This window comes from Burkholderia sp. 28_3, from assembly GCF_003253915.1.
GTDB classification, from domain to species: Bacteria; Pseudomonadota; Gammaproteobacteria; order Burkholderiales; family Burkholderiaceae; genus Burkholderia; species Burkholderia cenocepacia.
The window spans coordinates 77,385-97,345 of the sequence record NZ_QKZF01000008.1 but is presented as its reverse complement, the minus strand read 5'-3'; the positions used below and the strand labels follow the sequence as shown (position 1 = coordinate 97,345).

Genomic DNA, 19,961 nt, shown 5'->3' with positions numbered 1-19,961 from the left:
CTGTGGGGTTGAGTGAGCCGCAACCAACGTCGACCACGTCGATGTCGTTGCGCGTGCAGCCAATATAGGTACGCCGACGCCCGGGAAAAACGGCTGCCGGACCAAATCATTTTTGATTCTGAGTCACGAATCGAACGTGAATTCGGTCGGCAGCCTTGCCGGCCGGGGCGTCTGGCCCGAACAGCGGCTGGGGGCCGGTGATCGAAACAGGCCGCCAATCGGCCCATTAGACCTCGCGGGACTCAAGTGTGTCGAATTCCGTCTTGGACAGACTTAACCCGTCTCCCTAGACTGAACTCGCTTTCCTTTACTCCCTGGAGAAAATCATGAGTCTCAAAGACAAGCTGCCCGGCAACAAGATCCTCGGTTTCGGTACCGCCCCGCTCGGCAACATGTTCCGCAACATCCCCGACGCGGAAGCCGCGGCCACCGTCGAAGCCGCGTGGCAACACGGCATCCGCTATTTCGATTCGGCCCCGTTCTACGGCGCCGGCCTGGCGGAAATCCGCCTCGGCGACGCGCTCGCGAACCATTCGCGTGACGAGTACGTGCTGAGCACGAAGGTCGGCCGCGTGATCCTCGACGAAATCGAAGACGTGTCGGCGCGCGATCTCGGCGAAAAGGGCGGCCTGTTCGAACACGGCCGGCCGAACCGCATCGTCAACGACTACTCGGCCGACGCGACGCTGCGCTCGATCGAGGACAGCCTGAAGCGTCTGCGCACCGACCGCCTCGATATCGTGTGGGTGCACGACATCGCGCAGGACTTCTACGGCGACGAATGGCTCGCGCAATTCGAAGTGGCGCGCAAGGGCGCATTCCGCGTGCTGAGCAAGCTGCGCGAGGAAGGCGTGATCAAGGCGTGGGGCCTCGGCGTGAACCGCGTCGAACCGATCGAACTGGTGCTCGACCTCGCCGAACCTCAACCGGACGGCATGCTGCTGGCCGGCCGCTACACGCTGCTCGATCACGAGCGCGCGCTGCAACGCGTGATGCCGGCGGCGGCCGCGCAGAACGTCGGGATCGTCGTCGGCGGCCCGTACAGCTCGGGCGTGCTCGCGGGCGGCACGCACTTCGAATACCAGAAGGCGTCGCCGGAAATCCTCGCGAAGGTCGACCGGATCAAGGCGATCGCCGCGCGCTACGACGTGCCGATCAAGGCCGCCGCGCTGCAGTTCTCGATGTCGCATCCGGCGACCGTCGCGGTGATCCCGGGCGCGAGCCGTCCGGAGCGGATCGCGGAAGACCAGGCCGCGCTGAACGTGGCGATTCCGGCCGACTTCTGGCGCGAGATGCGTGAACAAGGCCTGATCGCGGCCAATGCGCCGCTGCCGACCGATCGTTGATCCTGAAAGGTGATGACATGGTACAGGCACATGCAAGTATCGAGATCGCGGCTTCGGCCGACACGGTCTGGCAACTGATCGGCGGCTTCGGGTCGCTGCCCGACTGGCTGTCGTACATTCCGGCCAGCGAGCTGAGCGAGGGCGGGCGCGTGCGGCGTCTCGCGAATCCGGCGGGCGATGCGATCGTCGAGCGGCTGGTTGCGTTCGACGAAGCGGAGCGCAGCTATACGTACGCGATCCTCGAAGCACCGTTTCCGGTCGTGAACTATCGCTCCACGCTGCGCGTGCGCGAGAACGGCCCGAACGCGTCGAAGGTCGAGTGGTCCGGCACGTTCACGCCGCACGGCGCGACCGACGACGAAACGATCCGGCTGTTCCGCGGCATCTACGAAGACGGCCTCGCGGAACTGGCGAAGCGCTTCGCGGTGGCCTGACGGCGACACGTCGCATCGTGTGACGGAGGCGGGGCGTCCGGCTCCCGCCACGCCTTCGCCGCGGGTGTCGCCTGCGGCGCAGGTGTGGGCGCAGGTGTGAGCGCGTCGGCGTGGTTCTACACCGACGGGCCGCCGCCATCGGCGTGCAGCTCGTCGATCAGCAGCCGCGCGCCCGGCGAGATCGGCGCGCCCTTGCGCGTGACGAGTTCGTAAGGCTCGCTGCGCGAACCGATCCGCAGCGGCAGGATGCGCGTCATGTCGTGCCGCGCGAAGAATTCGGCGACGTCGATCGACACCAGCGCGACGAACGACGGATTGCCCTGCAACAGCGCGAGCGTCGCGAATGCCGACGTCGTTTCGAGCAGATGCGGCGGAAAGCGGATGTCGGCTTCGAGGAATTCGCGTTCCAGGAGCAGCCGCATCGGCATGTTCGCGCGATACACGACCCACCTGTATTCGGCGAGGTCGCGCAGCGCGAGCTTCTTTGCGCCCTTGAGCGGATGGCGCACGTTCGCGACCACCGCGAGCGTCTCGTCCTGCAGCTTCACGCTGTCGTAGAGCTGTGGCGTGCGGCTGATCGTCGTGCGGCAGATTGCAAGATCGAGCCGGCCTGCGTCGATCTCGCTCAGCAGCGCTTCGCTGGTGTCCTCGACGATCTCGACGGACATCTCCGGATGGCGTGCGACGAGCGTCGAGATCGCATCGGTCAGCCGCGGCACCGCGCCCATGATCACGCCGACGCTCACGCGCCCGCCATGTCCGCGCAGGATGCCGACGATTTCCTCGCGCAGATGTGCGAGATCGGTATGAATCAGCCGCGCGTAGCGGATCACGCAATCGCCGACCTCGGTCGGTTCGAGCCCGCGGTTGGTGCGATTGAACAGCGGCGTGCCGAAGGTCGTCTCGATCTCCTGCAGCGCCTTGCTCGCGCCCGGCTGCGTGAGCGCGACCTGCTGCGCGGCCTTGAGCAGCGAGCCCTGGTCGGCGAGCGCGATCAGCAGGCGCAGCTGCTTCAGGTGAAGGCGGGAAATGATGGAGTGAAGCGGCGGGGTCATGGATGTGACGAAAAGTTATACCGGTATCACGTCCCGTCAATTGTCTCGACGACTGTGATTCCTTATGCTGGCCCGTCGAGCCTTTTTATCAAGCCGTTTTTGGATGGGTGAACCGGGATGCCGCCGGCGTGCGGCGGAAAGCGGGCGCACTCACTATAACTTGAACTTATTGCCGTGTCGATTGCGGTCGCACCCGGACGACACGCGCTGGATGCCAGGAGCGAAGCACACATGGATCTGAACATCGAAGACCGCTGGGCGCTGGTTTGCGCGGCCAGCAAGGGGCTGGGCAAGGGGTGCGCGCAGGCGCTCGTCGCCGAGGGCGTGAACGTCGTGATCACCGCGCGCGGCAGCGACGCGCTCGACGCGACCGCCCGCGAACTGCGCGCGCTCAACCCGGCCGTCACGGTGGTGGCGGTGGCCGGCGACATCACGACGAGCGCGGGCCGCACGGCGGCGCTCGCGGCCGCGCCGCAAGTCGACATCCTCGTGAACAACGCGGGCGGCCCGCCGCCAGGCGATTTCCGCGAATGGACGCGCGACGACTGGATCGCGGCGCTCGACGCGAACATGCTGACGGCGATCGAGCTGATCAAGGCGACCGTCGACGGGATGACCGAGCGCGGCTTCGGGCGCATCGTCAACATCACGTCGAGCGCCGTGAAAGCGCCGATCGACGTGCTCGGCCTGTCGAACGGCGCCCGCACGGGGCTGACCGGCTTCATCGCGGGCATCGCGCGGCAGAAGCGCATCGCGGCGCGCAACGTGACGATCAACAACCTGCTGCCGGGGCTGTTCGATACCGACCGTCTGAAGAAGGCGACCGAAGCGTCCGCGCAGGCAGAAGGGGCGGACTACGAAGCGACGCGTGAAGCGAAGCGCCGCAACGTGCCGGCCGGGCGTTTCGGCACGGCCGACGAATTCGGCGCGGTCTGCGCGTTCCTGTGCAGCGCGCACGCCGGTTACCTGACCGGGCAGAACGTGCTGCTCGACGGCGGCGCATATCCGGGCACGTTCTGAGCGCGCGGCGTCCGTCGCGGGATGCCCGGGCCGCACGGTGCGCCCGGGCATGGCTTGCCCGCGTTACTTGATCACCAGCGGATTGACCGGCGCACCGGTGCCGCCGACGATCTTCAGCGGCGCGGCCGTGTACAGGAATTGCCACTGGCCGTCGCGCGCGCAATCTTCGGCGAGCGCATCGAGCAGCACGACCTCGGTGAACACGACGCCGAGGTTGCGCATCAGCGCGTTGTGTAGCGGAATCATCACGCCCGACACGGGGTCGACCGTCACTTCGTTGCCCATCGTATCGGTGACGAGGTTCGGAATCTCCATCTCGCGGAACCATTCGACGAGCTCGCGGCTGAACGTGAGCCCCGGCTCGACGTAGTCGCGATAGAACTCGGCTTCGTCGCGCTCGTAGAACGATCCGATCCAGCCGGTGCGGATCAGCAGGATGTCGCGCGGCTCGATCGTCACGTTCTGCGCGCGCGCCGCGTCGAGCAGGTCGTGATGATCGAACGTCTCGCCCTTGTCGAGCACGCGCTTGTTGCGATGGCGCGCGATGTCGATCAGCACCGCGCGGCCCGCGATACCGCGCTCGGCGATCGGCAGGATGCTCGCGCGTTCGAGGCCGCCGACCGTGCTCAGCGCGTCGTAGCCGTTCCACAGCGTATCGTCGTACCACACGTGCCCGAGCGCGTCGCACTGCGTCGAGCCCTGCACGTGCATGAAGATCACGTCGTCCGCGTATTCGACGTTGCCGTCGAAGTGCGCCTTGCCCGCGAGGAAATGGCCCTTGTCGAGCACGTTCATCCGCATCGACGGGCGCCGGCCCGGAAACAGCGGCTCGCCCTTCGCGTGGCCGATGTCCACCTGCAGCGTGAAGGTGCGGCCCTGGCGAACGGCGGCGATGCCGCGCATCACCTGTTCGGATTGCAGATAATTCAGCGCGCCGACTTCATCGTCGGGGCCCCACTTGCCCCAGTTGGTCGGCAGGCCGTCGAGCAGGCGCTTGACGTCGGGGCCATCGGCCGGTTTCTGCACACACATGTTCGTCTCCATCGTTGTGATCGACGCGAACCCGGGGGCGGTTTGCCGTGCGGGCATTCGGCATCGGACGGGCGCGCCCGGTGCGGCGCGACGTCGGACCAGTATAGAAATCGCGCCGCGCATCCGGTATTGAGAGCCGCTCATAGCGCTATGAAAAGCTGTCATGCGCGAAGTATTGACGCGGGTCGGGCGGGTTTGAAACCATCGTGGTCGATCGTGGCGGCGCCGCATGCGCGTCGACGCCAACGCATCCAGTCGATTGATCCACACAGGAAACGGAAATGAACATCGCAGGCAACTTGCTGATCGGTCAGCGCGCGCGGCGCGGCACCCAGGGCGTCACGTATGCGATCGACGCGGCGAGCGGCGAACGCATGGAGCCGGCTTTCGGCGGCGCGACCGTCGTCGATCTCGACGAAGCGTGCGCGCTGGCCTGGGCGGCCTTCGACGCGTATCGCGAGACCCCGCCCGAAGCACGCGCGCAGTTTCTCGAAGCGATCGCGGCGAACATCCTCGCGCTCGGCGATGCGCTGGTCGAGCGCTGCGTCGCCGAATCGGGCCTGCCGCGCGCGCGTGTCGAAGGCGAGCGCGGCCGCACGGTCGGCCAGTTGCGCCTGTTCGCCGGCGTGGTGCGCGCGGGCGACTACCTCGAAGCGCGCATCGATCCGGCGCAGCCGGAACGCCAACCCGCGCCGCGCCCCGATCTGCGCCTGCGTCATGTCGGCGTCGGCCCGGTCGCGGTATTCGGCGCGAGCAACTTCCCGCTCGCGTTCTCGGTGGCGGGCGGCGATACGGCGTCCGCGCTCGCGGCCGGCTGCCCGGTGATCGTGAAGGCGCACTCGGCGCACCCCGGCACGTCGGAACTCGTCGGGATGGCCGTGCAGCAGGCCGTGAAAGCATGCGGGATGCCGGAAGGCACGTTCTCGCTGCTGTTCGGCAGCGGCCTTGAAATCGGCCAGGGGCTCGTGCGCGACCGCCGCATCAAGGCGGTCGGCTTCACCGGTTCGCGCCATGCGGGGACCGAACTGATCGCGATCGCGAACGCGCGGCCCGAACCGATCCCCGTCTATGCGGAGATGAGCAGCATCAACCCCGTGCTGTTGTTCCCGCACGCGCTGGAACAACGCGGCGACGCGATCGCGCAGGCATTCGTGCAGTCGCTGACGCTCGGTGCCGGCCAGTTCTGCACGAACCCCGGGCTGATCTTCGCGGTGGAAGGGCCGGCGCTCGAACGCTTCGTCGCGGCGGCGGCCGGGCGGCTCGCGCAGGCGCCGGCCGCGACGATGCTCACGCCCGGTATTCACCAGGCGTTCGAGCGTGCGGTCGCGGTGTTCGCGCAGCATCCTCAGGTGCGGACCGTCGCGCGCGCCCAGGCGCCTGCCGGTGCGAACCAGGGGCAGGGCGCGCTGTTCGTGACGAGCGCCGACGCATTCCGCGAATCGAAGGCATTGCACGAGGAGATTTTCGGCGCGGCGTCGCTGATCGTTCGGTGTCCGGACCTGAACACGATGCTCGCGCTGGTCGAGTCGCTGGAAGGGCAACTGACGGCGGCGATTCATCTCGACGAAGCCGATTACGCGGACGCGCGCCGATTCCTCCCGGCGCTGGAGCGGCGCGCGGGCCGCGTCCTGGTCAACGGCTTCGGCACCGGCGTCGAGGTCGCGCATGCGATGGTGCACGGCGGCCCGTATCCGTCTACCGCGGACGGGCGTTCGACGTCGGTCGGCAGCCTCGCGATCCGCCGCTTCCTGCGGCCGGTCAGCTATCAGGACATGCCGGATGCGCTGCTTCCCGACGCATTGCGAACGAGCAACCCGTGGGCGCTGAACCGCCTGCTCGACGGCAAGCTCACGCTCGCGCGGTAAGCGGCGAGCGAATGGCAGGCGGGGCGTCGCGACGCACCGGCGCCCCGCGTTTTCACGGCCTTATTTGCCGACTGCCGCGACGATCTCCTCGCCGGTCAGGATCTCGCGGAAGATGCCCACCAGCGGGCGCAGGTTGACCTTGTGCCACGCGGCCCACAGCGGCGTGCGGTAGCTGAACCACGGCAGCTCGCGCAGCACGACGCCTTCCGGCACCTGGTGACGCAGGCTTTGCTGGATCATCGTCACGCCGAGCCCGGCGGCGACGAGCCCGAGCGCGGCGAGCGGCTCGGTCGCTTCCACCGAGATGTCCGGCGAAAAACCGGCCTTCGCACAGGCCGCGACGAACGCGCCGTGCCGCGGCGCGCTTTCCTGCTGCGTGACGCCGATCCACGCCTGCGCGGCAAGATCGTCGGCGACCAGCGTCTTCTTCTTCGCGAGCGGATGCCCGTCGGGCAGCGCGAGCAGCATCGGATCGTTCAGCACCATCGTCGAATCGAGTTCGGGATCGTCCGGTGCGGGCGGCTCGGTCACGAGCGCGATGTCGAGGCTGCGTTCGCGCAGGCCTTCGAGCTGCGCGGCGCAGGGATAGTTGTACAGCGCGATATGCACCGACGGGCGCTCCGCGCGCAGCGTTTTCAGCGCGCGCGGCAGCACGCCCGAGTGCGTGGCCGTTTCCAGATAGCCGATGCACAGACCGCCTTCGTCGCCGCGACCGAGCCGGCGCGCGAGCGATTCGAGCCGGTTCGCATGGCGCAGGAACGCATGCGCTTCGCTGAGGAACGTGCGCCCGTCACGCGTCAGACGAATGCGCTGCTGGCTGCGTTCGAACAGCGTCAGGCCGAGCTTTTCCTCGAGCTGCGCGATCTGGCGGCTGAGCGGCGACTGCGAAATGTGCAGGCGTTCGGCCGCGCGGCCGACGTGTTCCTCTTCCGCGACCGCGATGAAATATTGAAGCTGGCGGATGTCGAGCATGTAAGACCTTATGGGACTCAAGTGTGATGAATTATGTCTTGGACAGACTTATTCATGCAACCTAGACTGGGCGCACTTTCCTGTCCCATCCGGAGAAACGCATGGCTCTCAACGACACGCTGCCCGCCGACAACCGGCTCGGTTTCGGCGCGGCGCCGCTCGGCAACATGTTCCGCGACATTCCCGACGCGGAAGCGCACGCGACCGTCGAAGCCGCGTGGGCACGCGGCATCCGCTACTTCGACACCGCGCCGTCGTATGGCGCGGGGCTCGCGGAAGCGCGTCTCGGCGACGCGCTGGCCGGCCGGCGCCGCGACGACTACTTCATCAGCACGAAGGTGGGCCGCATCGTGCTCGACGATCTGGAGGAAGCGGCCACCCGCGACTACGGCGAGAAGAGCGGGATCTTCGCGCACGGCCGCGCGAACCGGCTGGTGAGCGACTACTCGGCCGACGCGACGCTGCGCTCGATCGAGGACAGCCTGAAGCGGCTGCGCACCGATCGTCTCGACGTCGTGTGGGTGCACGACGTCGCGCAGGACATCTACGGCGACGAATGGCTCGCGCAGTTCGAGGTGGCGCGCAAGGGCGCATTTCGCGTACTGGGCAAGCTGCGCGAGGAAGGCGTGATCGGCGCGTGGGGCCTCGGCGTGAACCGTGTCGAGCCGATCGAGTTGCTGCTCGACCTCGCCGAACCGCAACCGGACGGCATGCTGCTGGCCGGCCGCTACACGCTGCTCGATCACGAACGCGCGCTGCAGCGCGTGATGCCGGCCGCCGCGGCCCGTCACGTCGGGATCGTCGTCGGCGGCCCGTACAGCTCGGGCGTGCTCGTCGGCGGCGCGCACTTCGAATACCGGAAGGCGCCGCCCGAGGTCGTCGCGAAGGTCGAGCGGATCAACGCGATCGCCGCGCGCCACGACGTGCCGGTCAAGGCCGCCGCGCTGCAGTTCGTGCTCGCGCATCCGGCGACGGCCGCGGTGATTCCGGGCGCGAGCCGCCCGGAGCGCATCGCGGAAGATGTCGCGGCGCTGACGTTCGAGATCCCCGCCGATTTCTGGCGCGAGATGCGCGAGCAGCAGCTCGTCGCGGCCGATGCGCCGCTGCCGATCGATCGTTGATTCCGTCAGAGCCGCCGAGTCCGTCTGGCCGCTGACGACGCGACGAGGCCCGCTCGCGCGGGCCTCGTCGTTTCGGCAGAAGGAAAGCTCGGCTGCGTGACCGTCAGCCGTGCGTGCGCGGCCGGTAATCGATCAGGCTGGAGAACACCGCGATCAGCACGGCCATCGCGACGAAGAACAGCAGCGCGAGGAAGTACGAGCCCGACCACTGGACGATCACGCCGATCAGGATCGGCACCACGACGCCGACCATGCTGCCGCAGAAGTTCATCGTGCCGCCGAGCACGCCGGCGCGTTCCGGGCCGCCGACGATCGCCGGCAGGCTCCAGTACATCCCGCAGAAGCGGATGAAGAACATCGCGATGCTCAGCAGCAGCACCACGGCGTTTGCGTTCGCGATATAGGCCGCCGCGAGGATGCACGCGGCCGCGATCAGCGAAGAGCCGCTGAACATCGTGCGCATCACCAGGTTCGGCGACGCGCCCGACGCCTTCCAGCGATCGCCGATGGTGCCGCCGATCAGTTCGCCGACGAAGCCCGACATGAAGATGATGAAGGTCGCGCCGCCCGTCGTCGCGATGTTGAAGCCGTAGGTCTTGTGCAGGTAGCTCGGCATCCACGTCAGCAGCCCGTAGAACACCGCGAGGATGCAGCTGTAGCCGGCGAACATCGCGAGCACCGAGCGATCCTTCACGAGTTCGCGCAGCGGCACGCGTTCGCCCGTGGTTTGCGTCGGCGCATTCGCGCGCGTGATGTGTTCGAGCTCGGCCGCATTCACGCCCGGATGCTCGGACGGATGGTTGCGGATGTAGCGCCATACGAGCACGCCCACCAGCATCGTGCCGACGCCCGCGATCACGAACGCGATGCGCCACGATCCGAACCACGCGATCAGCCCGGAAATCAGGATCGCGCCGAGCGCGCTGCCGAGCGGCGCGCCGCCGTCGACCAGCACCGCGCCGCGGCCGCGTTCGTGCGGCGTCAGCCACGTGCCGATCAGCTTCGCGCCGGCCGGGAACACCGGCGATTCGGAGAAGCCGAGGCCCATGCGCGTGAGCATCAGCAGGATCCAGTTGTGCGATGCCGCGCCGAGCGCCTGGAACGCGCCCCATGCGAGCGTCGCGGTCGCGATGATGCCGCGCGTGTGATAGCGGTCGAGCATCACGCCGACCGGGATCTGCATCAGCGCGTACGACCAGAAGAACGCGCTCAGCATCAGCCCTTCGAGCGCCGGCGACAGGTTGAATTCCGGTGCGATCAGCGGCATCGCGACCGACAGCGACGCGCGGTCGATGTAGTTGATCGCGACCAGCAGCAGCATGAGCAGGAAGATGCGCCAGCGGACGTTGGTCGGCCGCGCCGCCGCGTCGAGCGAAGTCGGCGCGGCGGCCGGGACGGCGGGGGAAGTCGAGGGGGGCATGCGTGTCTCCGTCGTTATGGTTGCGGGGGCGATGGCATCGTCGCCGTGCAGCGACTGTAGGGGCATGGCCGCGTCTTGCCTAATGACGCTTCGTGATCGCGTGATAACCAAACGGCGCGGCGCGCGGGGAATAAGCGGACGTTATCGGGCGATCCGGTTTTTTCATTACCGGCGGCAATCGGCCGCTTGTAGTGTTCGGTGCGGAGACTTCACACGGAGAAAGCACCATGAGCCCATTCCAATATTTCTTTCCCACCACGCTGAAATTCGGCAACGGCCTCGCGCGGCAGGCCGGCGAACTGCTGAAGCCGCTGTTCAGCGGCAAGCTGCTGGTCGTGACCGACGAAGGCCTGATCAAGAGCGGCGTGCTCGAAGGATTCTTCGCATCGCTGCGCGACGCGGACGTCGCCTACGAAATCTTCTCGGGCGTCGAGGCGAACCCGAGCACGGCCGTGCTCGACAGCGCGCTGACGTTCCTGAAGGAGCATCGCTGCACCGCCGTGATCGGCGTCGGCGGTGGCAGCAGCATCGACACGGCGAAGGGTGTGGCCGCGATGGCCACCAACGGCGGCACGATTCTCGACTACGAGGGCTACAACAAGATCCCGGACGAACCGCTGCCGATCTTCGCGATCCCGACCACGTCGGGCACCGGCAGCGAATGCACGGCGTCGACGGTGTTCACGAACCAGGAAACGCTGTTCAAGACCGTGATCGTCAGCCACAAGCTGTTCCCGAAGCTCGCGATCCTCGACGCGGAGCTCACGCTGAAGCTGCCGGCCGCGATCACCGCGGCCACCGGCATGGACGCGCTGACGCATGCGATCGAATCGTATGTGTCGAAGCAGGCGAACCCGGTGAGCCAGTCGCTCGCGCTGGGCGCGATCCGCCTGATCGGGCGCAGCCTGCGCAACGCGTTCTACGTCGGCTCCGATCTCGCGGCGCGCGAGGACATGCTGCTCGGCTCGTTCCTGGCCGGCGTCGCGTTTTCGCAGTCGAAGCTCGGCAACGTGCACGCGATCTCGCACACGATGGGCGGCGTGTTCAACATCGCGCACGGCATCGCGAACGCGGCGCTGCTGCCGTACGTGATCGAATTCAACCGGCCGGCCTGCCCGGCGCTGTATCGCGACATCGCGGCAGCGCTCGGCGGCAACGTGACCGGCGTCGATGCGGAAACGGCCGCGCGCGCACTGGTCGAGCAGATCGTCGAACTCAATCGCGCGCTCGCGATTCCGTCGAACATCCGCGAGCTCGGCGTCGATCTCGCGCACCTGCCGCAGATGGTGGCCGACTCGATGCGCAGCGGCAACGTGCTGGTCAACCCGCGGCTGACGACCGCGCGCGACGTCGAAGGCATCATCCGCGCCGCGTACGGCGGCGAACTCTGATCGCGCGACCCGCGCGAAGTGCGATTACCCGAATCGATTCAACCAGGAGCAGTCATGTATTACGAAATGCGGACCTACACGGTCCAGATCGGCAAGATGAACGAATACCTGCGGCACTTCGAGAAGGAAGGGCTGCCGGTGATCTCCCGCTATGCGACGCTGGTCGGCTGGTGGTACACGGAAATCGGCGAACTGAACCAGGTCGTCCACATCTGGGCATACGAAAGCCTCGACGATCGCATCAAGCGCCGTACCGCGCTGTACGAGGATCCGGACTGGCTCGAGAAGTTCGTGCCGAAGGCGTTCCCGATGCTCGAGAAGATGGAGTCGAAGCTGCTGCGCCCGGCCGCGTTCTCGCCGATCAGGTAAGCAGGGGACCTTGCAGCGTTTCGACGAGCAGGCGCGCACCCGGCGACAGGTGCGCGAAGGTACGGGCGACGACGCCGTACGGCTCGTCGAGCGCCGGGATCGCGACGGGCAGGCACGCAATCAGGCCGAAGCGCTCGCCGAACTCGGCGACTTCGCGCGGGATCACGGCCACCAGCTCGGGGTCCGCCTGCAGCAGCGTGAGCGTCGCGAACGTCGACGCGGTTTCGATCGGATAGCGCGGCACCTCGATGCCGGCGTCGGCCAGTGCGCGTTCGAGCGCGAGCCGCATCGGCGTGTTGACCGGATACGCGACCCATTCCGCATCGGTGAGATCGCGCAGCGTCAGCGTGTCGCGCCCGGCGAGCGCATGCGTGCGCGCGGTCACGACCGCGAGCGGTTCGGATTTCAGCGGCAGGTAGTCATACGCTTCCGGGCGGCGGCTGTTGCCGTTGCGGCAGATCGCGAGGTCGATGCGGCCGTCGTCGATCAGCGCGAGCAGGCTCGCGCTGGTGCCTTCGACGATCTCGACCGACAGGTTCGGCTGGCGGCGGCGCAGGTCGGTCAGCGCGCGCGTGAGCAGCGGCACCGCGCCCATGATGACGCCGACCGCGAGATGGCCGCCATGCCCCTGCGTGAGCGCGAGGACTTCGGTGTGCAGGTGTTCGAGGTCGCTGTAGATGAGGCGCGCGTAGCGCGTGACGCAGCGGCCGAGGTCGTTCGCGACGAGGCCCTTCGGTTGCCGCTCGAACAGCGGCATGCCGAGGATGTCCTCGATCTCGCGCAGCACCTTGGTGGCGCCGGGCTGCGAGATCGCGATCTCTTCGGCGGCCTTGTGCAGCGAACCGTGGTTTTCGAGCGCGATCAGCAGTTTGAGCTGCTTGAGGCGAAGGCGCGACGCGATATTGGCGAGGGAGGGAACGGCCAGCGGCTTCATGGCAACGACCAAACCGAAAGCGCGCATTATAGCCCGTCCGGCCCATAAACGATCCTGAGGATCGCCAAGAAATCGCGGGTTTTCCGGCCTTCGGATCACCCGCGCATGCGGTCAATTTCCGTACATGTCGAAGTCGAAATACTTCGACTGGATCGCGTTGTACGTGCCGTCGCCGCGAATCTGCGCGATGGCGCGATTCAGTGCGTCACGCAGGTCGGTGTCGGCCTTGCGCACGCCGGCCGCATCGCCGTTACCCATGATCTTCGCGTCGTACACCACGCCGCCCGCGAACGAGAAGCCCTTGCCGCGCGGCGTCGCCAGGAACCCGAGCTGGCCCTGCACGGCATCCATCAGCACGCCGTCGACGCGCCCGGTGACGAGATCCGCATACGCCTGGTCGTAGCTCGGATACGGCACGACCTCGACCTTCGCGGCCGCCCACTTCTCGCGCGCATAGGTTTCCTGGACCGTGCCCTGTTCGACCGCGACGCGCTTGCCGGCGAGCTTCGCCGCGTCCGGCAGCAGCCCCGACCCGGTACGCGCGATCAGCCGCGTCTGGTTGCGGTACAGGCGGTCGGTGAAGTCGATCTGCTGGCGCCGCTGTTCGGTCGCGGCCATCGACGACAGGATCACGTCGAACTTGCGCGCCTGCAGCCCCGGAATCAGCCCGTCGAAGCTGCTCGACACCCACACGCATTTCGCATTCAGCTTCGCGCACAGCGCGTTGCCGAGGTCGATGTCGAAGCCCTTCACGCTGCCGTCGGTCGCGGTCGACTCGAACGGCGGGTAGGTCGGGTCGACACCGATGCGGATGGTCGTCCATTCCTTCGCTGACGCCAGCGACGCGACAGCCATCGCGGCGGCGGAAAGGAGAATCGTGAGGCGCGTCTTCATGGTCTGGCTCCGTTCGTGTGGGGAAGAGTGGGCGTGCGCGTCAGCTCGGGAATTCGCCGCGCTGAAAATCGTTCGACAGTTCGAGGGCGTCGGCCATCTCGCCGACGGTGACCGGCTTGATCGGCGCGCGGATCCGGTAGTGACCGACGTCGCCGACGCCGCGCTGCTGCACGTCGGCGATCAGTTCGCCGACCGTCGTGCCGCACCAGCGCCCCTGGCACGGACCCATTCCGCAGCGCGTAAACGCCTTCATCTGGTTCGGCCCCTGGCAGCCGAGCGCCGCGAGCTGGCGAATCTCGCCGGCCGTGACTTCCTCGCAGCGGCACACGATCGTGTCGTCGTCGGGGCGGCGCAGCGCGGCGGGCGGCGTATACAGCGCGTCGAGCAGCGGGCGCACCGCGAGATGGCGGCGCCATGCACGCAGCACCGGGCGTTCGCGTGCGGCCTGCCGTTGCGCGTCGAGCGCACCGAGTTGCCGGGCGATGTCGAGCGCCGCCACTTCGCCGGCGAGTGCCGCCGCCTGTGCGCCGCCGATCCCTGCGCCGTCGCCCGCGATCCAGACGTGCGGCACGCTGCTGCGGCCGCGCGCGTCGCGCTGCGGGCGCCAGCATGCCGACGCTTCGTCCCATTCATGCGCGCAGCCGAGCGCGCGCGCGAGCTGCGTCGACGGAATGACGCCCTGATGCAGCAGCACGAGGGACGTGTCGAGCGCTTGTACGACGCCTTCCGCGTCGCGAAAGCGGATGCGTTCGGCGCGATCGTCGCCGTCGATGCGGATGTCGGTCGCGCCGCGATGGACGGGAATCCCGGCGTCGCGCACCGCACGCAGCATGCGCCAGCCCTTGAGCAGATAGTTGACGCCGCGCAGTGCCGGCAGCGCATGGGGAAGCGCGCGGCGCCACGCGTCGCGCGGTGTCGTATCGACCAGCGCGCGCACGCGCCGGCCCGCATTCAGCAATTGCGCGGCGAACAGCCACAGCAGCGGGCCGCTGCCCGCGAGCACGGCGTCGGCCGACGGCGCGAGGCCCGACGCTTTCAGCAGCGTTTGCGCGGCGCCGACGCCCATCACGCCGGGCAACGTCCAGCCGGGCACCGGCCACGGCCGCTCCTGCGCGCCGGTCGCGATCAGCACCGCGCGCGCGCCGATTTCGAGCGTGCCGCGCGACGGGCCGCTCTGCGTAAGCATCGCGACGGGTGTCGGTTCGAACGCGACCTGCCACACGACGCTGCGCGGCAGGTAATGCGCGCCGCTGGCGAGCAGGCCGTCGACGAGCGGCCGGCCGGCCGTATAGTCGGCGCCGAGCCATTGCGCGAGCGGCGCCGGCGCATCGGCCACGTTGCGGTAGATCTGGCCGCCGGGCGCGCGGCCTTCGTCCGCGACGACGACCGACAAGCCGGCCGTGCGCGCGGCGATGGCTGCCGCCATCCCGGCCGGCCCGGCGCCGACGATCAGCAGGTCGCACTGGCGGCGCGTCATGCGAGCCTCGCCTTGCCGTGCATCGCGCGCACCTGCATGCCCTCGGCGACGGGCGTCATGCAGCCTTGCACGTTCGGGACGCCGTCGATTTCGACGAGGCAGTCGAAGCACACGCCCATCATGCAGAACGGGCCGCGCGGCGCGCCGCTCACGGCGCTCGTGCGGCACGCGGCCGAACCGGCGGCGAGCATCGCGGCCGCGACGCTGTATTGCGCGGGCACGTCGTGCGGCGTGCCGTCGATATGGATGCGCACGCGTTCGAGCGTCGCGGCGGCGGGAACGAGGGATTCAAACATGCCGGGCTTCCGTGGGCGCGTCGAAGCGCGCGGTGGTAAAGGCGGACAGGTCGGCCGGCGCGGCGCCGCCGGCGATCCACGGCGCGACGAGATCGGCGTGGGTTGCCGCGAGCGTCACGCCGCTGTGGCAGATCGCGATGAACGCGCCGGGATGCGTGGTCGACGCCTCGTAGACGGGCAGGCCGTCGGGCGTCATGATGCGCAGCGCGCCCCACGCGCGCACGATGCGTGCATGCGCGAGCGCGGGGAAGGCGGTGCGTGCGCGACGCGCGATGTCGACCATCGCCGGGCGCGTCTGGCCGTCGTCGAAGCCGACGTCTTCGGCCGAGTCGCCGAGCAGCACCGAGCCTTCCGGCGTCTGCCGGACGACGAGCGTCGGATAGTCGAGAAACGGCGCGAGCCGTTCGGTGACCATGATCTGGCCGCGCAACGGCGAGATCGGTGCGCGCAGGTCGACCATCGGCGCGAGCCGCGCGTTGTCGAGGCCGGCCGCGAGCACCACGCGCCCGGCTTCGAGCCGTGCGTGGCGCGTGTCGATCTCGAAGCGCCCCGCGTGCGGGCGGATTTCGCTGACCTCGCTGCGCGGCAGATAGACACCGCCGCACCGCTGAAACGCCTGCAGCATCGCGCGCAGTGTATAGAGCGGATTCGCGTGACCGTCGTTCGGCGACCACAGCGCGCCGGCCAGCGACGGCGACGCCGACGGAATGCGCCGGCGCAGCGCCGCCGGATCGAGGACCTCGTACGACAGCGCGGCTTCCTGCCGGCGCAGCGATTCGAGCAGGTCGGTCGCGCCGTCGAGTTCCGCGCGGTGTTCGAACAGCTCGATGCCGCCCGGGCGTTCGAACGCGCAATCCACGCCGGTTTCGCGCTGCAACTGCGCGGCGAACGCATGCCAGCGCTCGGACGATTCGCGCGACCAGCGCGCATACGGCACGCAGCGGCCGCCTTTGCCCTGCACCCACACGAGCCCGAAATTGCCGCGCGCCGCGCGAAACGCGATGTCGTCGCCGTCGCACACCGCGACTCGCTGGCCGAGACGCGCGATGCCCCACGCGATGGCCATGCCGACGAGACCGCCGCCGGCCACGACGACGTCGAAGCGGCGCACGGTCATGCGCGGCTCCGGTGTCGCGGGTGAGGCGGTTGCGTGTTATATCCCATGGCGGCGCGGCTCCTTGCTTTCAGTACGTTGCGGAACCGATGTTCGGACAGGCAAAATGTGCTGTCCAATACAGCTTGATCAACGCTCCATAATCCAGTGTTATGACCACGCCCTCGCTCAGGATTCGTCAGATCGAAGCGTTTCGCGCGGTGATGCAGCGCCATACCGTCACACGCGCGGCACGCGATCTCCATATCTCGCAGCCGGCCGTGAGCCGGCTGATCGCCGATCTCGAGGACCGGATCGGCTTCGTGCTGTTCGAGCGGCAGCAGGGGCGCTTCACGCCGACCGCGCAGGCGCGCGTGCTGTACGAGGAGGTCGAACGCGCGTTCGTCGGGCTCGACCGCGTCGCGCAGGCCGCCGAGCAGATCCGCGCGATGCGGCGCGGCACGCTGCGCGTGGCCGGCTCGCCCGCCGTCGCGCTCGATCTGCTGCCCGAGCTCGTCACGCGTTTCTCGCACGCGCATCCGGGTGTCGACATCACGCTGCTCGCGCACAGCGCGTCCACCGTCGTCGACAAGGTCGCGTCCGGGCAATGCGATGTGGGGCTGATCGCGGAACCCGTCCCGCACCCGGCGGTGCGTGGCGAGCGGCTCGCGGAAGCCGCGATGTGCTGCATCGTGCCGCGCGGGCACCGGCTCGCCCGCAAGCGCGTCGTGCAGCCGGCCGACCTGCGCGACGAAGCGTTCATCTCGTTTCCGCCGAGCTTCGAGGCGCGCAGCGCGATCGATCGCGTATTCGTGGAAGCCGGCGTGTCGCGCGTGCTGTCGATCGAGGCGCAACTGTCGCAGACGATCGTCGCGTTCGTCGCGAACGGCGCGGGCGTCGCGCTGATCGATCCGGTGACGGCCGCGTATGCGGGCCAGCGCGTGGCCGTCAAGCCGTTCGAGCCGGCCGTGCCCGATCACTTCTATCTGGTGACGTCCGCGTCGCAGCCGCTGTCGATGATCGGCGACGCGTTCTGCGCGGATTTGCGCGACGCGTTCGCCAGGATGCGGGAGCAGGGGGCCGGGTGATCCGGCCGGGAAGGAATGGCCGCGGCGGTCGCGCCGGGGGCGTCGGCGCACCGCGGCGAGCGACCGCTCAGGCGAGCGCCGTGTCGGCGGCCGCCACCGCGGCCGGGGGCGCCGCGGCAGCACCCGCCAGCCGCCGATAACGCGCGAGCGCCCACAGCGGGAAGTACGCGGTATAGCCGTGATACTTCAGGTAGAAGATGCGCGGGAAGCCCGGCGCATTGTGCGAGCGGTGCCACCAGAAGCCGTCTTCCTGCTGCACCGACTGCAGATACGCGATGCCGCGCTTCACCGAATCGGATTCGCAGTCGCCGAACGCCATCTGCGCGAGCAGCGCCCACGCGGTGCAGTTCGACGTGCTCTCGCCGCCGTTCGTGCCGGCCAGCTTCGGGTCGAGGTAGCTGTCGTTCGTCTCGCCCCAGCCGCCGTCCGCGTGCTGCCGCGCGCGCAGCCAGTCGAGCGCGCGGGCGATATAGGGCTGCGACTTGTCCTCGCCCGCGAGCGCGAGACCGGCCAGCACGCTCCACGTGCCATAGAGGTAGTTCGTGCCCCAGCGCCCCCACCAACTGCCGTCGGGCTGTTGCGTGCGCTTCACGTAGTCGATGCAGCGCGCGAGCGACGCGCGATCTTCCGCGCGCTTCGTCACGCCGAAGCACAGCAGCACGCGGCCCGATACGTCCTCGGTGGGCGGGTCGAGCAGCGCGCCGTGATCGGCGAACGGGATCGCGTTCAGATACATGCGGTCGCAGTCGGCGTCGAACGCCGCGAAGCCGCCGTTGCGCGATTGCAGCCCGCGCATCCAGTCGAGCGCGCGTGCGACGCGCGGCGCGTACGGATTCGTGCCGTCCGCGTGGCGATGCGTGCGGCCGCGGCGATCGAGCATCGCGGTGACGAGCGCGCTGTCGTCGATGTCCGGGTAGTACGGGTTCGCGTACTGGAACGCCCAGCCGCCCGGTTCGACGTCGGCCGGGACGTTCTCGATCCAGTCGCCGCGCAGGTCGTTCACCTGCCGCGCGGCCAGCCAGTCGTACGCGCGTGCGATGCGCTCGTCGAGTTCGCGCAGCGTGCCGGCAGCCGTCTCGCCGGTTTCCGGCGCCGCGACACCGCGCGCCTGCTCGAGCGCCATCGTGCTCCAGGCGGTATCCCACACCGGCGACAGGCATGGCTGGCAATACACGCTGCCGTCCGGCCGCGTGACCAGCAGCTTTTCCAGCGCGTTTTCGCAATCGCGGCGTAGCGGATGGTCGTCCGGGTAGCCGAGCACCTGCATCATCTGGTAGCTGTAGACGATCGGCGGGAAGATGCCGCCGAGCCCGTCCTCGCCGTTCATCCGTTCCGCGCACCACGCTTGCGCATGCCGGATCGCGCGCTGCCGCAGGCGCTTCGGCATCAGCGGCTCGATATGCCGCACCGCGCGGTCGAGCGCGAGGAACAGCCGGCGCATGCCGCGCGCGGGCGGGAAGTAGCGGCGTTCCTGTTCCGGCGGCGTGACGAACAGCTCGCGGATCGAGACGTTGCGCGGATTGCGCGCACGCGCCTTCAGCGAGCACAGCACCAGCAGCGGCACCATCGTCGTGCGCGCCCAGTACGCGACCTTGTACATCGAGATCGGCACCCACTTCGGGAACAGCACGAATTCGATCGGCATGAACGGCGCCGCGCGCCACGGCACCTGGCCGAACGTCGCGAGCAGGATGCGGGTGAACACGTTCGAGCGCGCCGCGCCGCCGAGCTTCAGGATCGCGTCGCGCGCGCGGATCATGTGCGGCGCCTGTTCGCTGTCGCCGGCCGCCTTCAGCGCGAAGTACGCCTTCACGCTGCACGACACGTCCGGCGCGCCGTCGACGTACAGATCCCAGGCGCCGTGCGTGTCGAGTCGCTGGTTCGCACGCAGGTAGCGCGCCATCTTCTCCTGGCGCACGTCGTCGATCCGGTCCATGAAATGCATCATCAGGATGTATTCCGCGGTGATCGTCGCGTCGGATTCGAGTTCGAAACACCAGCTGCCGTCGGGCTGCTGAAGGCGCACGAGTGCGTCGCGTCCACGGGCGATGGCAGTGTCGAGCGTGGACCAGGGAGAGGGGGCCGATTTGTTCATGCGGCGGATCATACCATCCAGCCGGAATGTTTATCTCGAGACGTGCAGTGCTACCATCC

The 19,961-nt window shown here is 68.4% G+C and carries 18 protein-coding genes; 8 read left to right on the top strand and 10 right to left on the bottom strand.

Translation table 11 applies throughout. From position 1 onward, the window contains the following. Positions 1-326: 326 nt before the first annotated feature. Positions 327-1,346: an aldo/keto reductase gene (locus tag DFS13_RS18875; protein ID WP_111441986.1), complete on the top strand. Its 1,020-nt coding sequence runs from the start codon at positions 327-329 to the stop codon at positions 1,344-1,346. Positions 1,347-1,363: 17 nt separating this feature from the next. After that, positions 1,364-1,780, top strand: coding sequence for an SRPBCC family protein (locus tag DFS13_RS18870; RefSeq protein ID WP_048988552.1), 417 nt, complete (start codon positions 1,364-1,366; stop codon positions 1,778-1,780). A 116-nt stretch (positions 1,781-1,896) separates the two neighbouring features. Here DFS13_RS18870 and DFS13_RS18865 read toward each other — a convergent pair whose 3' ends face one another. Continuing rightward, positions 1,897-2,835: a LysR family transcriptional regulator gene (locus DFS13_RS18865; protein ID WP_006497959.1), complete on the bottom strand. Its 939-nt coding sequence runs from the start codon at positions 2,833-2,835 to the stop codon at positions 1,897-1,899. Between the two features lie 231 nt (positions 2,836-3,066). Between DFS13_RS18865 and DFS13_RS18860 the strand changes: the two genes are divergently transcribed. Further along, complete coding sequence (locus tag DFS13_RS18860) at positions 3,067-3,855, top strand: SDR family oxidoreductase (RefSeq protein WP_111441985.1); 789 nt, start codon at positions 3,067-3,069, stop codon at positions 3,853-3,855. Positions 3,856-3,918: 63 nt separating this feature from the next. Here DFS13_RS18860 and DFS13_RS18855 read toward each other — a convergent pair whose 3' ends face one another. Then, complete coding sequence (locus DFS13_RS18855) at positions 3,919-4,887, bottom strand: cyclase family protein (protein WP_006497961.1); 969 nt, start codon at positions 4,885-4,887, stop codon at positions 3,919-3,921. A gap of 281 nt (positions 4,888-5,168) precedes the next feature. On the opposite strand from DFS13_RS18855, the gene DFS13_RS18850 reads away from it, so the two are divergent. Continuing rightward, positions 5,169-6,752, top strand: coding sequence for an aldehyde dehydrogenase (NADP(+)) (locus DFS13_RS18850; RefSeq protein ID WP_111441984.1), 1,584 nt, complete (start codon positions 5,169-5,171; stop codon positions 6,750-6,752). Between the two features lie 60 nt (positions 6,753-6,812). Here the strand turns inward: DFS13_RS18850 and DFS13_RS18845 are convergent, their stop codons facing one another. Beyond that, positions 6,813-7,724, bottom strand: coding sequence for a LysR family transcriptional regulator (locus DFS13_RS18845; RefSeq protein WP_069352166.1), 912 nt, complete (start codon positions 7,722-7,724; stop codon positions 6,813-6,815). Between the two features lie 101 nt (positions 7,725-7,825). Between DFS13_RS18845 and DFS13_RS18840 the strand changes: the two genes are divergently transcribed. Then, on the top strand, positions 7,826-8,845 hold the full coding sequence (locus DFS13_RS18840; RefSeq protein WP_077056932.1) for an aldo/keto reductase: 1,020 nt from the start codon (positions 7,826-7,828) through the stop codon (positions 8,843-8,845). 103 nt (positions 8,846-8,948) lie between these two features. On the opposite strand, the gene DFS13_RS18835 is transcribed toward DFS13_RS18840, so the two are convergent. Then, positions 8,949-10,265 carry an MFS transporter gene (locus tag DFS13_RS18835; RefSeq protein ID WP_006497965.1) on the bottom strand — a complete coding sequence of 439 codons (1,317 nt, stop codon included), beginning with the start codon at positions 10,263-10,265 and terminating at the stop codon, positions 8,949-8,951. A gap of 227 nt (positions 10,266-10,492) precedes the next feature. Here DFS13_RS18835 and DFS13_RS18830 point away from each other — a divergent pair, with 227 nt between their 5' ends. Both DFS13_RS18830 and DFS13_RS18825 read left to right on the top strand, forming a co-directional pair. Continuing rightward, complete coding sequence (locus tag DFS13_RS18830; protein WP_111441983.1) at positions 10,493-11,656, top strand: iron-containing alcohol dehydrogenase; 1,164 nt, start codon at positions 10,493-10,495, stop codon at positions 11,654-11,656. Between the two features lie 54 nt (positions 11,657-11,710). Further along, the gene (locus tag DFS13_RS18825) at positions 11,711-12,025 is read left to right on the top strand and encodes an NIPSNAP family protein (protein ID WP_006497967.1); all 315 of its coding nucleotides are present in this window, start codon (positions 11,711-11,713) and stop codon (positions 12,023-12,025) included. On the opposite strand, the gene DFS13_RS18820 is transcribed toward DFS13_RS18825, so the two are convergent. The 5 genes from DFS13_RS18820 to DFS13_RS18800 all read right to left on the bottom strand — a co-directional run bounded on the left by DFS13_RS18820 (position 12,018) and on the right by DFS13_RS18800 (position 16,743). After that, positions 12,018-12,959 (bottom strand): LysR family transcriptional regulator, encoded by a 942-nt coding sequence (locus DFS13_RS18820; RefSeq protein ID WP_006497968.1) that lies wholly within the window; start codon positions 12,957-12,959, stop codon positions 12,018-12,020. The genes DFS13_RS18825 and DFS13_RS18820 overlap by 8 nt on opposite strands. 111 nt (positions 12,960-13,070) lie before the next feature. Then, positions 13,071-13,853, bottom strand: coding sequence for an ABC transporter substrate-binding protein (locus DFS13_RS18815; protein WP_006485210.1), 783 nt, complete (start codon positions 13,851-13,853; stop codon positions 13,071-13,073). Between the two features lie 40 nt (positions 13,854-13,893). Then, positions 13,894-15,330: an NAD(P)/FAD-dependent oxidoreductase gene (locus DFS13_RS18810; RefSeq protein ID WP_111441982.1), complete on the bottom strand. Its 1,437-nt coding sequence runs from the start codon at positions 15,328-15,330 to the stop codon at positions 13,894-13,896. Next, positions 15,327-15,626 carry a (2Fe-2S)-binding protein gene (locus DFS13_RS18805; protein ID WP_077056934.1) on the bottom strand — a complete coding sequence of 100 codons (300 nt, stop codon included), beginning with the start codon at positions 15,624-15,626 and terminating at the stop codon, positions 15,327-15,329. The genes DFS13_RS18810 and DFS13_RS18805 overlap by 4 nt, the downstream gene beginning before the upstream one ends. Next, on the bottom strand, positions 15,619-16,743 hold the full coding sequence (locus tag DFS13_RS18800; RefSeq protein ID WP_006497970.1) for an FAD-binding oxidoreductase: 1,125 nt from the start codon (positions 16,741-16,743) through the stop codon (positions 15,619-15,621). Before DFS13_RS18800 ends, DFS13_RS18805 begins: the two co-directional genes overlap by 8 nt. A 149-nt stretch (positions 16,744-16,892) precedes the next feature. Between DFS13_RS18800 and DFS13_RS18795 the strand changes: the two genes are divergently transcribed. Then, a complete protein-coding gene (locus tag DFS13_RS18795) occupies positions 16,893-17,807 on the top strand; it encodes a LysR substrate-binding domain-containing protein (RefSeq protein ID WP_006497971.1) in 915 nt (304 codons plus the stop codon). A 67-nt stretch (positions 17,808-17,874) separates the two neighbouring features. Here DFS13_RS18795 and shc read toward each other — a convergent pair whose 3' ends face one another. After that, entirely contained in the window at positions 17,875-19,914 is a 2,040-nt protein-coding gene (gene shc / locus DFS13_RS18790; RefSeq protein WP_048988563.1) for a squalene--hopene cyclase, read from the bottom strand. Positions 19,915-19,961 lie beyond the last annotated feature (47 nt).

Excerpts from the sequence above, each read along its gene's own strand:
- DFS13_RS18825 (WP_006497967.1), top strand. The coding sequence starts at position 11,711 with ATGTATTACGAAATGCGGACCTACACGGTCCAGATCGGCAAGATGAAC.
- DFS13_RS18815 (WP_006485210.1), bottom strand. The coding sequence starts at position 13,853 with ATGAAGACGCGCCTCACGATTCTCCTTTCCGCCGCCGCGATGGCTGTC.
- DFS13_RS18840 (WP_077056932.1), top strand. The coding sequence starts at position 7,826 with ATGGCTCTCAACGACACGCTGCCCGCCGACAACCGGCTCGGTTTCGGC.
- DFS13_RS18800 (WP_006497970.1), bottom strand. The coding sequence starts at position 16,743 with ATGACCGTGCGCCGCTTCGACGTCGTCGTGGCCGGCGGCGGTCTCGTC.
- DFS13_RS18810 (WP_111441982.1), bottom strand. The coding sequence starts at position 15,330 with ATGACGCGCCGCCAGTGCGACCTGCTGATCGTCGGCGCCGGGCCGGCC.
- DFS13_RS18865 (WP_006497959.1), bottom strand. The coding sequence starts at position 2,835 with ATGACCCCGCCGCTTCACTCCATCATTTCCCGCCTTCACCTGAAGCAG.
- shc (WP_048988563.1), bottom strand. The coding sequence starts at position 19,914 with ATGATCCGCCGCATGAACAAATCGGCCCCCTCTCCCTGGTCCACGCTC.
- DFS13_RS18820 (WP_006497968.1), bottom strand. The coding sequence starts at position 12,959 with ATGAAGCCGCTGGCCGTTCCCTCCCTCGCCAATATCGCGTCGCGCCTT.
- DFS13_RS18855 (WP_006497961.1), bottom strand. The coding sequence starts at position 4,887 with ATGTGTGTGCAGAAACCGGCCGATGGCCCCGACGTCAAGCGCCTGCTC.
- DFS13_RS18795 (WP_006497971.1), top strand. The coding sequence starts at position 16,893 with ATGACCACGCCCTCGCTCAGGATTCGTCAGATCGAAGCGTTTCGCGCG.
- DFS13_RS18830 (WP_111441983.1), top strand. The coding sequence starts at position 10,493 with ATGAGCCCATTCCAATATTTCTTTCCCACCACGCTGAAATTCGGCAAC.
- DFS13_RS18805 (WP_077056934.1), bottom strand. The coding sequence starts at position 15,626 with ATGTTTGAATCCCTCGTTCCCGCCGCCGCGACGCTCGAACGCGTGCGC.
- DFS13_RS18870 (WP_048988552.1), top strand. The coding sequence starts at position 1,364 with ATGGTACAGGCACATGCAAGTATCGAGATCGCGGCTTCGGCCGACACG.
- DFS13_RS18850 (WP_111441984.1), top strand. The coding sequence starts at position 5,169 with ATGAACATCGCAGGCAACTTGCTGATCGGTCAGCGCGCGCGGCGCGGC.
- DFS13_RS18860 (WP_111441985.1), top strand. The coding sequence starts at position 3,067 with ATGGATCTGAACATCGAAGACCGCTGGGCGCTGGTTTGCGCGGCCAGC.
- DFS13_RS18835 (WP_006497965.1), bottom strand. The coding sequence starts at position 10,265 with ATGCCCCCCTCGACTTCCCCCGCCGTCCCGGCCGCCGCGCCGACTTCG.
- DFS13_RS18875 (WP_111441986.1), top strand. The coding sequence starts at position 327 with ATGAGTCTCAAAGACAAGCTGCCCGGCAACAAGATCCTCGGTTTCGGT.
- DFS13_RS18845 (WP_069352166.1), bottom strand. The coding sequence starts at position 7,724 with ATGCTCGACATCCGCCAGCTTCAATATTTCATCGCGGTCGCGGAAGAG.